The organism is Duganella sp. GW821-FHT01E12 (assembly GCF_059422325.1).
The window spans coordinates 520,258-532,358 of record NZ_JBWKWR010000002.1 but is presented as its reverse complement, the minus strand read 5'-3'; the positions used below and the strand labels follow the sequence as shown (position 1 = coordinate 532,358).

The 12,101-nt window shown below is 62.8% G+C and carries 14 protein-coding genes and 1 other RNA gene; 6 read left to right on the top strand and 9 right to left on the bottom strand.

Annotation, left to right across the window (positions count from 1 at the left end; all coding sequences use genetic code 11):
• The first annotated feature begins 22 nt into the window (after positions 1-22).
• The 4 genes from AC07WS_RS07695 (at position 23) to AC07WS_RS07680 (ending at position 1,396) form a co-directional block, all read left to right on the top strand.
• Positions 23-337, top strand: coding sequence for a hypothetical protein (locus AC07WS_RS07695; RefSeq protein ID WP_494728468.1), 315 nt, complete (start codon positions 23-25; stop codon positions 335-337).
• Positions 334-645 (top strand): cell division protein ZapA, encoded by a 312-nt coding sequence (locus AC07WS_RS07690; RefSeq protein ID WP_494728467.1) that lies wholly within the window; start codon positions 334-336, stop codon positions 643-645. The genes AC07WS_RS07695 and AC07WS_RS07690 overlap by 4 nt, the downstream gene beginning before the upstream one ends.
• A 46-nt stretch (positions 646-691) precedes the next feature.
• Positions 692-872: non-coding RNA, 6S RNA (ssrS, locus tag AC07WS_RS07685), on the top strand.
• Between the two features lie 65 nt (positions 873-937).
• Positions 938-1,396 carry an EVE domain-containing protein gene (locus AC07WS_RS07680; protein ID WP_494728466.1) on the top strand — a complete coding sequence of 153 codons (459 nt, stop codon included), beginning with the start codon at positions 938-940 and terminating at the stop codon, positions 1,394-1,396.
• A gap of 88 nt (positions 1,397-1,484) precedes the next feature.
• Here AC07WS_RS07680 and lgt read toward each other — a convergent pair whose 3' ends face one another.
• Positions 1,485-2,330 carry a prolipoprotein diacylglyceryl transferase gene (gene lgt, locus AC07WS_RS07675; protein WP_494728465.1) on the bottom strand — a complete coding sequence of 282 codons (846 nt, stop codon included), beginning with the start codon at positions 2,328-2,330 and terminating at the stop codon, positions 1,485-1,487.
• Positions 2,324-3,220 carry a LysR family transcriptional regulator gene (locus AC07WS_RS07670; protein ID WP_494728464.1) on the bottom strand — a complete coding sequence of 299 codons (897 nt, stop codon included), beginning with the start codon at positions 3,218-3,220 and terminating at the stop codon, positions 2,324-2,326. The genes lgt and AC07WS_RS07670 overlap by 7 nt, the downstream gene beginning before the upstream one ends.
• A 146-nt stretch (positions 3,221-3,366) precedes the next feature.
• Here AC07WS_RS07670 and ilvD point away from each other — a divergent pair, with 146 nt between their 5' ends.
• The gene (gene ilvD / locus AC07WS_RS07665) at positions 3,367-5,229 is read left to right on the top strand and encodes a dihydroxy-acid dehydratase (protein WP_494728463.1); all 1,863 of its coding nucleotides are present in this window, start codon (positions 3,367-3,369) and stop codon (positions 5,227-5,229) included.
• A 48-nt stretch (positions 5,230-5,277) separates the two neighbouring features.
• Here ilvD and AC07WS_RS07660 read toward each other — a convergent pair whose 3' ends face one another.
• Positions 5,278-5,502, bottom strand: a complete 225-nt coding sequence (locus AC07WS_RS07660; RefSeq protein ID WP_494728462.1) for a TIGR04438 family Trp-rich protein — start codon at positions 5,500-5,502, stop codon at positions 5,278-5,280.
• Between the two features lie 162 nt (positions 5,503-5,664).
• Between AC07WS_RS07660 and AC07WS_RS07655 the strand changes: the two genes are divergently transcribed.
• Positions 5,665-5,985: a c-type cytochrome gene (locus tag AC07WS_RS07655; protein ID WP_117011779.1), complete on the top strand. Its 321-nt coding sequence runs from the start codon at positions 5,665-5,667 to the stop codon at positions 5,983-5,985.
• A gap of 72 nt (positions 5,986-6,057) precedes the next feature.
• Here AC07WS_RS07655 and AC07WS_RS07650 read toward each other — a convergent pair whose 3' ends face one another.
• From AC07WS_RS07650 to folD, 6 genes are all read right to left on the bottom strand, one after another.
• The gene (locus AC07WS_RS07650) at positions 6,058-7,197 is read right to left on the bottom strand and encodes a branched-chain amino acid ABC transporter substrate-binding protein (RefSeq protein ID WP_494728461.1); all 1,140 of its coding nucleotides are present in this window, start codon (positions 7,195-7,197) and stop codon (positions 6,058-6,060) included.
• Between the two features lie 241 nt (positions 7,198-7,438).
• The gene (locus tag AC07WS_RS07645) at positions 7,439-7,849 is read right to left on the bottom strand and encodes a DUF2486 family protein (protein ID WP_494728460.1); all 411 of its coding nucleotides are present in this window, start codon (positions 7,847-7,849) and stop codon (positions 7,439-7,441) included.
• The gene (locus AC07WS_RS07640; protein WP_494728459.1) at positions 7,846-8,277 is read right to left on the bottom strand and encodes a DNA polymerase III subunit chi; all 432 of its coding nucleotides are present in this window, start codon (positions 8,275-8,277) and stop codon (positions 7,846-7,848) included. The genes AC07WS_RS07645 and AC07WS_RS07640 overlap by 4 nt, the downstream gene beginning before the upstream one ends.
• 115 nt (positions 8,278-8,392) lie before the next feature.
• Complete coding sequence (locus AC07WS_RS07635; RefSeq protein ID WP_494728458.1) at positions 8,393-8,995, bottom strand: glutaredoxin family protein; 603 nt, start codon at positions 8,993-8,995, stop codon at positions 8,393-8,395.
• 2 nt (positions 8,996-8,997) lie between these two features.
• Positions 8,998-11,070 (bottom strand): M3 family metallopeptidase, encoded by a 2,073-nt coding sequence (locus AC07WS_RS07630; RefSeq protein ID WP_494728457.1) that lies wholly within the window; start codon positions 11,068-11,070, stop codon positions 8,998-9,000.
• Between the two features lie 30 nt (positions 11,071-11,100).
• Complete coding sequence (folD, locus tag AC07WS_RS07625; protein WP_117011773.1) at positions 11,101-11,946, bottom strand: bifunctional methylenetetrahydrofolate dehydrogenase/methenyltetrahydrofolate cyclohydrolase FolD; 846 nt, start codon at positions 11,944-11,946, stop codon at positions 11,101-11,103.
• Positions 11,947-12,101 lie beyond the last annotated feature (155 nt).

The window sequence follows — 12,101 nt, the reverse complement described above, 5'->3', positions numbered from 1 at the left end:
AGCGAGGAAATAAATCGCGCGCTTGCCCGCCAAATATGCGGGCCGGGCGTGCGATTCGGTTGACGGCGTTCCGCGCGCTGCCTATAGTGGCGGGATGATTCCAGATTTCCAAGAACTATCCGACAAAATCGACCAGCTGGCCGAGATGACCCATGCCCTGCGCCGGGAGAATGCACAATTGCGTCAAGCCAATGCCGCCCTGGTGGTGGAGAACATCGGCTATCAGCGCAAGTTGAGCGAGGCGGCCGGCCGCGTCGAGGCCTTGTTGGAAAAAATCCCCGCGCTCGACGGCACCGCCGACGAGGAAGCACAGCCAGAAAACGAGGACGCACGATGATACAGCTGGATGTGACCATCATGGGTTCGCCGTACCGGCTGGTCGTCAAGGAAAGCGAGGAGCGCGCGCTGCGCGAGGCCGCGGCCTTCCTCGATAAAAAGATGACGGCCATCCGCGACGCCGGCAAGGTCAAGGGCAACGACCGCATCGCCGTGATGGCGGCGCTGGGCATGGCGGCGGAATTCCTGTCGGTGAAATCGCCGGTGGGGCCGCTGTCGGAGATGTCTATACTGGAAGTGCAGACGAAGATCAGCGCCATGCACAAAGTGCTCGACAGCGCGCTCACGCCGCAAGAAACCCTGTTTTAATTCGCTAAACTCCTTCCTTTGCGGCGGACAAGAGAGTAAACTTCGTCTCACCCTGCGGTGTTCGCGATTGCCATATATTCCTTGAACCATTTATGTGCACCGGTTGCGGAATTTTGTTCGATGGGCGTGAGCGTCGCTAGTCCGATGAACCCGAAATTGAACTAACTGTGACCACCTTGAACCGTTTGGTTCGGGATGCCGGCAAAGACGGCACAGGCGGGGCCTCATTACCAAAGAAGCGGTTGCAAGCATGTGAGTGCGCAGCCGCTTTTTTTCGTCTGGAGAAAAATCTATGCAGTACTGGTTGATGAAATCCGAGCCTGATGAAGTGAGCATCGACGACGTGATGGCGTCGCCGGCGCGGACCACGCCGTGGTTCGGCGTGCGCAACTACCAGGCGCGCAACTTCATGCGCGACGGCATGCGCGACGGCGACGGCGTGCTGTTCTACCACTCCAGCTGCCCGGAGCCCGGCATCGCCGGCCTGGCGAAAGTGGTGGGCGGCCCGTATCCGGACGCCACGCAATTCGACCGGGACAGCAAGTACTACGATCCCAAGGCCACGCCGGAGCAGCCGCGCTGGATCTCGGTTGACGTGCAAGGCACGCAGAAAACCCGGCTGCTGTCGCTGGCCGAGATGCGCACCATACCGGCGCTGGAGGACATGGTGGTGCTGCAAAAAGGCAGCCGCCTGTCGATCACGCCGGTGACGGCGGCGCAGTGGAACGCCATCGTCAAGCTGCTGAAGTAAATTGGGGTCAAGTCTGACATTCGGACACGGCCTCTGGCAGAGCGCTACGGCAGAGGCCGTGTCCGAATGTCAGACTTGACCCCACGGGTTAGATGGGCGCGCGGCCCTTCTGTTTGACTTGGTAGGACCACACCAGCATGATCACCCCGCCGACGATCATCGGCAGCGACAGCACCTGGCCCGACGTGATCGGAATGCCTGCAATAACTCGCTCCCAGTCCGGCGTACGGAAGTATTCGGTGAAGAAGCGAGCGCAGCCATACAGCAGCGTGTACATCGCGCCGACCGCCAGCCGTGGACGCTCCTTGCGCGCAAACAGCCACAGGATGACGAACACCAGCAGCCCGTCGATCAGCAACTGGTAGATCGGCGACGGATGGCGCAGGCCCTGCAGGAACACGGGATTCGGATGCAGCGGATAGGCGTTGTTCGGCCACAGCATCGCCCACGGCAGCGACTGGTCCGTGACCACGCGCCCCGGCAACTCGGCGTTGATGAAGTTGCCCAGCCGGCCGGCGGCATAACCCAGCGGCACCAGCGGCGCGATGAAGTCGTACACGTCCAGCAGGTTGCGGCCGCTCTTGCGCGCCCACAGGGCCATCGCGATCAGCACGCCGAGGAAGCCGCCGTGGAAGGACATGCCGCCGTGCCAGACCTTGAAGATCTCGATCGGGTCGGAGAAGTACTTGACCGGCTCGTAGAACAGCACCTCGCCCATGCGTCCGCCGATGATCACGCCCAGCATGCCGTAGAACAGCATGTCGTCCAGATCCTCCTTCTTCCAGCGCTGCGCGGCGATGTGCGGCTGCTTGAGGCGCACCCGCCCCAGCGTGATGAACAGGGCGAAGGCGAGGACGTACATCAGGCCGTACCAGTGGATCGCCACCGGCCCCAGTTGCAGGGCGATCGGATCGGGCATCGGGTGTATCAGCATAGGGTGTTCTTTCGTAATAATTCCAAAAAGCCGCGCAGCACCGGCGAGGCGTTGTCGCGCCGCCAGGCCAGGCCGGTTTCGACCAGCGGGGTGGCGTCGCGCAGCGCCCGGTATTCTACCCCGGGCCGCATCAGGTTGGACACGGACTGCGGCACCAGCGCCATCCCCATTCCGGCCGACACCAGGCTGACGATGGTCTGCATCTGGATCGCCTGCTGGCCGATCTCCGGCGTGATGCCGGCGTCGCGGAACACCGACAGGATGGCGTCGTACAGGGCCGGCGAGATCGCGCGCGGGAAGACGATCAATGGTAGCCTCGGCAAGGAGGCCAATGCCAGCCTGCCTTTCTTCTTCAGCAGCCCGGCCGGCAGGACCAGCACCAGCGGCTCGCTCAGCACCGGCAGATAGTCCAGCTCCAGCGCCGCCTTGTCCGGCAGCGGCGGGATCAGCAGGCCGGCGTCGATGCGGTTGTGCAGCAGGTCGTCCAGCTGCAGGTCGGACGTGGCCTCCTGCAGCGTGATCTGCACCTGCGGATAGGCGGCGCGGTAGGCGCGCAGGAAGGGCGGCAGCACGCTGTAGTCGGCCGAGGAGACGAAGGCCAGCGTCAGCCGCCCGACCTCGCCGCCGGCCGCGCGCCGCACCAGCTGCGGCAGCTCCTGCGACTGCGCCAGCATGCGGCGCGCCTCCGGCAGCAGCGCTAGTCCGGCCGGCGTCAGCGCCACGCCGCGCCGGTTGCGCTCGAACAGCGCGGCGCCCAGCAGCTCCTCCAGCGCCTGGATGGTCTGCGACAGCGGCGGTTGCGTCATGTGCAGCCGCAGCGCCGCCTTGCCGAAGTGGAGTTCCTCGGCAACGGTGACGAAATAGCGCAGCTGCCGCAGTTCCAGGTTCATATTGTTTACTATTGAAATTTGTCTCAGTGATATTTTATACGACTCACAGGGCCGCAAATACTATATTTGACATGGGGGCAGGGCCAAGGCAATCTCTCATACTAAGCCAGCGGTCTTAAGCCCGCCTTTATCATTGGAGAATCATCATGCCGCAATACCGTTCCCGCACCACCACCCACGGCCGCAACATGGCCGGCGCCCGCGCCCTGTGGCGCGCCACCGGCATGAAGGACGGCGATTTCGACAAGCCTATCGTCGCCGTGGTGAACTCGTTCACGCAGTTCGTGCCCGGCCACGTGCACCTGAAGGACCTGGGCCAGCTGGTGGCGCGCGAGATCGAAAAGGCCGGCGGCGTGGCCAAGGAATTCAACACCATCGCGGTGGACGACGGCATCGCCATGGGCCATGGCGGCATGCTGTACTCGCTGCCGTCGCGCGACCTGATCGCCGACTCGGTCGAGTACATGGTCAACGCCCACTGCGCCGATGCGATGGTCTGCATCTCCAACTGCGACAAGATCACGCCGGGCATGCTGATGGCAGCGATGCGCATCAACATCCCGGTGGTGTTCATCTCCGGCGGCCCGATGGAAGCGGGCAAGGTGCTGAAGGTGGTCGATGGCAAGCAGAAGATCATCAAGCTGGATCTGGTCGACGCGATGATCAAGGCCGGCGACCAGACCGTCAGCGACGCCGACGTGGCCGAGATCGAGCGTTCCGCCTGCCCTACCTGCGGTTCCTGCTCCGGCATGTTCACCGCGAACTCGATGAACTGCCTGACCGAGGCGCTGGGCCTGGCGCTGCCGGGCAACGGCACCATCGTCGCCACCCACTCCGACCGCGAGCAGCTGTTCCTGCGCGCCGGCCGTTTGATCGTCGAACTGGCCAAGCGCCACTACGAGCAGGACGACTACTCGGTGCTGCCGCGTTCCATCGCCACCAAGGCCGCGTTTGAAAACGCGATGGCGCTGGACGTGTCGATGGGCGGTTCCACCAACACCGTGCTGCACCTGCTGGCCGCCGCGCACGAGGCGGGCGTGGACTTCGACATGAAGGACATCGACCGCATCTCGCGCAAAGTGCCATGCCTGTGCAAGGTCGCGCCGATGACCGACAAGTATCACATCGAGGACGTGCATCGCGCCGGCGGCATCGTGGCCATCCTGGGCGAACTGGCGCGCGCCGGTTTGCTCGATACCTCGCTGCCGACCATCCACGCGCCGACGCTGGGCGATGCGATCGAGCGCAACGACATCACGCGCACCGACGATCCGGCGGTGCAGCAGCTGTTCCGCGCAGCGCCGGGCGGCGTGCCGACGCAGGTGGCGTTCTCGCAATCGGAGCGTTACGGCGCGCTCGACACCGACCGCAGCACCGGCTGCATCCGCGACAAGGCGCACGCCTATTCGCAGGACGGCGGCCTGGCTGTCTTGTACGGCAACCTGGCGGAGAACGGCTGCATCGTCAAGACGGCCGGCGTCGACGAGAGCATTTTGAAATTCAGCGGCAAGGCGCGCGTGTTCGAAAGCCAGGACGCGGCGGTTGAAGGCATCCTGGGCGACACCGTGCACGAAGGCGACGTGGTCATCATCCGCTACGAAGGTCCGAAGGGCGGCCCTGGCATGCAGGAGATGCTGTATCCGACCTCGTACATCAAGTCCAAGGGGCTGGGCAAGGCGTGCGCGCTGTTGACGGACGGCCGCTTCTCGGGCGGTTCCTCGGGCCTGGTGATCGGCCATGCCTCGCCGGAGGCGGCGGAGGGTGGCGCCATCGGCCTGGTGGAGGAGGGTGACATGATCGATATCGACATCCCGAACCGCACCATCAGCCTGCGCATCAGCGATGCCGACCTGGCAGCGCGCCGTGCGGCGATGGAAGCCAAGGGCAGCGATGCGTGGAAGCCGGTCAACCGCGAGCGCTATGTGTCGCAGGCGCTGCAAGCCTACGCGGCGCTGACCACGTCGGCCGACCGCGGCGCCGTGCGCGATCTGTCGCAGATCAAGCGTTAAGCCGGCGCGGGCTTGCCCGCAATATGCCCGCTCCGCCCGGAGCGGGCGTTATTTATTCTTGTCGAAATTCTGCTTCACACGCGCCTTGCGGCGCTTCTCATCCTCGTCGTGGGCCTTGCGCTTGTCCAGCCCCAGCATCGGCTCCAGGAACTCGAACCACGCGAAAGCGAACACCATCAGCCCGATTATCCACCACCAGGACAGCAGAGCGAACTTCCACACTTCGAAATAACGCAGCCCGCACAGGGCGATGATCACCAAAATCATGGGCATGACGTTCTCCTCCAGTTACCTCATCTTACAAAGAAAATGGCTTTGCGGGCAGCAATATTCTATTATCGGTCAACGAGGATATCAGCTATGACGTTTAATGTTCCATAGCAAAACACGGTAGAATTGTTCGCAGAATTGAGTAGCACTTACCTGGAGAAGACAATGAAACGTAATTTGATGATGGTTGGCATGGTGGTCGCATCGGCATTCGCATCGCAAGCCGCGATGGCGGACGCGGGCATGGATCTGGCAAAAGCTAAGAACTGCCTGGCTTGCCACGCGGTGAGCACCAAGCTGGTCGGCCCTGCCTACAAGGATGTCGCCGCCAAGTACGCCGGCCAGAAAGATGCTGAAGCCAAGCTGGTCACCAAAGTGATGAAGGGCGGTTCCGGCACCTGGGGCGCGATCCCGATGCCAGCCAATCCGCAAGTGAGCGATGCCGAAGCCAAGACCCTGGTGAAATGGGTGCTGGCGCAGAAGTAATCTGCGCAAAAAAGCCCCGTCTGCACTGAGCGCGATCTTGAGCGCGTTCAGGCCGACGGGGCTTTTTTTTTCTTACTTGATGACCGAGGTGATGGTCTTGGTGCCGTTGTTGTAGTTGTACAGCGTCAGCGAACCGTCCTTGATGTCGCCCTTGGCATCGAACTCGATCAGGCCGGTCACGCCCTGATGCTTGATCTTCTGCAGGAACGGCAGGTACTTGGCAGGCTCTGCCGAGTTAGCCGCTTGCATCGCCGCAGCCATGGTCATCACCGAGTCGTACACGTATGGCGCGTACAGTTGCACGTCCATGTTGTACTTCTTCTTGTAGCGGGCGTGGAAGTCATCCATGTTCTTTTGCAGCTCGGGCGGCACGCCGCCGGCTTCCGCGCAGGTGACGACCTTGACCGCGTCCGCGCCGGCCAGCTTAGGCAGCGATTCGGTGCACAGGCCGTCGCCGCCCATGTATTTGGCCTGGATGCCCAGCGCCTTCATCTGGCGCAGCAGCGGGCCGCCTACCGAGTCCATGCCGCCGAAGAAGATCAGGTCGGGATTCTTGCCCTTGATGGTGGTCAGGATGGCGTTGAAGTCGGTGGCCTTGTCGGTGGTGAATTCCTTGCCGACGATTTGCACGCCCGGCAGCGCCTTTTTCGCGCCCTTGACGAACTCTTCCGCCACGCCCTGGCCGTAGGCGGTGCGGTCGTCGATGACGGCGATCTTCTTCACGCCCATCTTGCCCACGGCGTAGCCGCCCAGCGTGCCGCCCAGCTTGGCGTCATTGGCGACCACGCGGAACGCCGAATTGAAGCCCTGCTGCGTGTATTTGGTCTGGGTGGTGGCCGGCGAGATTTCCGGAATGCCGGCGTCGAAGTAGATCTTCGAGGCGGGGATGGTGGTGCCCGAGTTCAGGTGGCCGATCACGCCGTTGACTTTGGCGTCGACCAGCTTCTGCGCGACCGCCGTGCCCTGTTTCGGATCGCCACCGTCGTCTTCCAGCACGAGCACGAACTTGACCGGCTTGCCGCCGATTTTGATGCCTTTGGCGTTCAATTCTTCGACGGCCATCTTGGCGCCGTTTTCATTGTCCTTGCCCAGGTGCGCGGATGGACCGGAGACCGGCGCGACGTGGCCGATCTTGATCACTTCTTGCGCACCGGCGCTGCCAGCGAAAGCCAGGGCGATGGCGAGTGGAATGAACTTGGTCTTGAACAGCATATGCATTCTCCAATGGTTGAATAAGCGACGGTGTCTCGCGAGCGCCGCAGAATTTTTTCTGCAAGGCCAAAAGGTACAACAAATTATTCTTAACGCAAAGGGAGTTTCGCAGGGATTCGTGCTTTGACGTGGCGATTCCCGGTTTTGAGGCGGCCGCGCGCGGGAATTTCCCGGTTTTGATACGTTGGCGCACTGGAGGAGTGCGATCCGCGCAACGGATGGGCGCGGATCGGGGGCGGGCTTACTTCTTCTGGGCTTGCAGGTGCGTGAGTTCCTGCGAGACGGCGCGCGCGACAATTTTTTCTATCGTGTCATGCAGGCCGATGCGGATTTCGTTGGTCAGGCCGTGCAGGGCGTGGGTCAGCACTTCGGCCATGCTGTCCTTGATGCGCTGCTCCAGCACGAAGTCCACGCGTGACTGCAACTGGTGCATGATGCGCTCGGACAGGCGATGCTCCATCATCGCCCATTCCGCATCTCTCCAGTTGTCGATGGCGTCGGCTTCCAGCTGCGCGGCCATTTCAGCGCGCTTGGAGAGAGTCGAACGGCCGGAAGCGGCCTCGCCGGGCAGCAGTTCATCGCCCAGCGGCTCGGCCTTCAGAACTTCCGTCAATACAGGGATACTGGCGTCAAACGATTGGGCTTGGCTCATGATTTTCCTGTGACAAAGTGGGTAAGTGGATAGTCTTGCTGCTTGTATGCGACATAGCGCTTGCGGCCGGCGGCCGCATCATCCTCGTCGGAGGAAATTACTTCGATCATGCGCTCGAATTGCGCGACCCCGGAACCGGAAGGCGCGCGGCGCGACAAATTTACCAATAATTCTTTGTGTGGTAATTCTGCCTCATCGTTGTCCGTGAGAATGATTGGCGTGTGCGCGGCAAGCGCGTCGCCGGCCAGCACGTGGGGCAGGAAGTCGGTGGCGGAAAATGTCCACATCGCCGCGTTAAGTTCTGCCAGTTGTGCTGCATCGTCTGCCATCAGCACCACGCGCTTGTTCGCGCCCCAGGCCTTGCGCACGAGGCGGCAGGCATAGGCGATTTTGTCCGGCACGTTGGTGTGGAAATCGATGCGTGTCATAGCTGTTTGATCTGTTCTGTAGAGGGGAAGGGCATGCAGCGCGGTGCTGCGTGATTCCAGTTTATGCGAAAATTATTTTTGGCGCTGGCACCGATGTTGCTACCGAACGCCGATTTTAAAACTGGAAGCCGGGCGGCGCATTGACCGGCGGCAGGGGCTTGGCGGGCTCCTCCACGGGGCGCGCCGGCTCTGGCGCGGGCGGGGGCGGCGGCGCGGCGGAAACCGGCGCCGGATATTGATAATTCGGTGGCAAGCGTTTTTCCAGCGGATAGCCGGCGTCGCTCAACAGCACATCCCAGCTGTTCTGCTCGAAGCCGGTCAGTTTGCTGCGGCCTACCAACAACAGCGGAAACTGGCCGTTGCCTCCAACCTTCTTCAACGCCACCTGGTCGTCCACGGTGGCGACGGTTTTTTCCGTGAAGGGAATGCCGCGCGCCATCAGCATGGCGCGGCCGTTGCTGCAGCCGTCGCACTGCGCCGTGGTGTACAGCGTGACCGGGCGGTTGCGCACGGCGTCGGCCAATTCCTGCGGCAGCTCCACCGTGGCGCCGCCGGTGGCGAACGACTTCACTTCGACTTTGGTCCTGGCCGGCGTGGACGGCGGCGGCGGCTGGTCGCTGTAGTGGGTCACGCCCTTGTCGTCGACCCATTTGTACATCTGCGCGCTGGCCGTGCCGAGGCACAGCAGCGCGGCGGCGAGCGTGGCCAGCCGCTTCATGCTCAGGCCGCCATGCCGCTGTGACGCAGCAGCGCGTCGATGCTGGGCTCGCGGCCACGGAAGGCCGTGAACGATTCCAGCGCCGGCCGCGAACCGCCCACCGACAGGATCTCCTGCAGGTAGCGCTTGCCGGTTGCGGTGGTCGCTTCCGGACCCAGCGCCTTGGCCTCCTCGAACGCGGCGTAGGCGTCGGCGGACAGCACCTCGGCCCACTTGTAGCTGTAGTAGCCCGCCGCGTAGCCGCCGGAGAAGATGTGGCCGAAGGAGTTCTGGAAGCGGTTGAACGCCGGCGGCACGATCAGCGCGAACTTGGCGCGCACTTCGTCGATCACCTGCTGCACGGTCTTGCCGGTGCTGGCGTCGTAGTCGTAGTGCAGGTGCATGTCGAGCAGCGAGAACTCCACCTGGCGCAAGGTCTGCAGGCCGGACTGGAAATTCTTCGCGGCCAGCATCTTGTCGTACAGCGCGCGCGGCAGCGGCTCGCCGGTACTCGCGTGCGAGGTCATGTGTTCGAGCACCTCCCATTCCCAGCAGAAGTTCTCCATGAATTGCGACGGCAGTTCCACCGCGTCCCACTCGACGCCGGAGATGCCGGACACGCCCAGCTCGTCCACCTGGGTCAGCATGTGGTGCAGGCCGTGGCCGAATTCGTGGAACAGCGTGATCACTTCATCGTGCGTGAACAGCGATGGTTGGACGACGCCGTCCACCACTGCGGGCTCGGTGAAGTTGCAGGTCAGGTAGGCGACCGGGGTCTGAATTTTTTCTTCCTCGGCACGGCGGCCGCGTGCATCGTCCATCCAGGCGCCGCCGCTCTTGCCGGCGCGCGCGTACAGGTCCAGGTAGAACTGGCCGATCAGCTTGCCGTTGCGTTCGATGCGGAAGAAGCGCACGTCCTTGTGCCACACGGGCGCGTCGTCCGGCTTGATCTCGACCGTGAACAGGTTCTGGATCAGGCGGAACAGGCCGTCGACCACTTTGTGTTCGGGGAAGTACTGCTTCACTTCCTGCGCGGAGAAGGCGTAGCGGCGCTCCTGCAGCTTCTCGGAGGCGTAGGGGATGTCCCAGGCTTTCAGCTCGGCGATGCCCAGCTCGTCCTGCGCGAATTTTTTCAGCTCGGCCAGGTCCTGCTCGGCGAACGGACGCGCGCGCTTGGCCAGGTCTTCGAGGAAGGCGATCACCTGGTCGGGCGACTGCGCCATCTTCGGCACCAGCGATACCTCGGCGAAGTTTTTATAGCCCAGCAGCTTGGCTTCCTCGTCGCGCAGCTTGAGCAGCGTGACGATGTTCTGCGTGTTGTCCCACTCGTCCTTCTTGCTGAACACATCGCCCTGCTCGGAAGCCTTGGTGGCGTTGGCGCGGTAGATGGTCTCGCGCAGTTCGCGCTTGTCGGCGAATTGCAGGATCGGGAAGTAGGACGGGAAGTGCAGCGAGAATTCGTAGCCTTGCTTGCCTTCCTTTTCTGCCGCTGCGCGCGCGGCGGCCTTGACGTCGGCGGGCAGGCCGGACAGGTCGGCCTCGTCTTCCACCAGCAGCTTGTAGTCGTTGGTGGCGTCGAGCACGTTTTCGGAGAAGCGCGTCGAGACCGACGCGTGCTCTTCCTGGATCTCGGCGAAGCGTTCCTTTTTATCGGCCGGCAGCTCGGCGCCGCCCATGCGGAAATCGCGCACGGCGTTGTCGATGATGCGCTTGCGGGCCGGCGACAGGCTGTCGAAGCCGGCCGACGCGCGCAGCGCCTTGTACTTGTCGAACAGCGCCTCGTTCTGGGCCAGCGCGGTCCAGAACTCGGTCACCTTCGGCTGGTTCTCGTTGTAGGTGGCGCGCAGCTCGGGCGTATCGACCACATTGTTCAGATGGCTGACGATGCCCCATGCGCGGCCCAGCAGCTCGGTGGCGTTTTCCAGCGGGGTGACGAAGTTATCCCAGGTCACCTGCGCAGACGGTGCTTCCAGTTGCTCGACCACGGCGCGGCTCTTGGCCAGCAGTTGGTCGATGGCCGGGGTGACGTGCTCGGGCTTGATCGCGTCGAAACGCGGCAGGCCGGAAAAGTCCAACAGGGGATTTTGGTCAGTCATCTTGAGTCCAATAAGTTCGATACGGTTGGTTTAGGTGCGCTCGGCCGCTTCGACCGTGTTCATCAGCAGCATGGTGATGGTCATCGGACCCACGCCGCCAGGTACCGGCGTGATGTGCGATGCCACTTCCTTGACGCCGGCGAAGTCCACGTCGCCGCACAGCTTGCCCGCGTCGTCACGGTTCATGCCGACGTCGATCACGATCGCGCCCGGCTTGACCATGTCGGCCGTCAGGGTGTTGCGGCGGCCGACGGCGGCCACCACGACGTCCGCCTGGCGGGTGTACAGGCCCAGGTCCGGGGTCGCACTATGGCAGATGGTGACGGTGGCGTTGGCTTGCAAGAGCAGCAGCGCCATCGGCTTGCCGACGGTGTTGCTGCGGCCGATGACCACCGCGTGCTTGCCGCGCAGGTCGACGCCGGTGCTTTCGATCAGCTTCATGCAGCCGTACGGCGTGCAGGGGCGAAAGCCTTCCAGGCCGGTCATCAGTTCGCCGGCGCTCAGCACCGAGTAGCCGTCCACGTCCTTGGTGGTCGAAATCGCTTCGATGACCTTGTGCGGATTGATGTGCTTGGGCAGCGGCATCTGCACCAGGATGCCATGGATGGCCGGATCGGCGTTCAGCGCGGCGATGCGCTCGAGCAGCGCGGCCTCGCTCAGGTCGGCGGGATACTGCTCCTTGAGCGAGTAGAAGCCGGCATCCTCGCAACCCTTGACCTTGTTGCGGACATAAACATGGCTGGCCGGGTCGTCGCCGACCAGGATCACGGCCAGGCCGGGTTGTTTGCCTTTGGCGGTGAGGGCGGCAGCACGTGCAGCAATTTCCGCGCGCAGTTTTTGGGAGAGGGCGATTCCGTCGATCAGTTGAGCAGGCATGATTTAACCAGGTTGGAGAGGAAAGCAGGATTATAAAGCCGCAGCGCGCATTGCGCCTCGCTTCCCGCTGTTTGGTCGTGCTGCGACGCACAAGATTTTCATAGGGCAATTTCATAATACGAAATCACGTATCGTAATTTGAAAAAGCAGAAAAC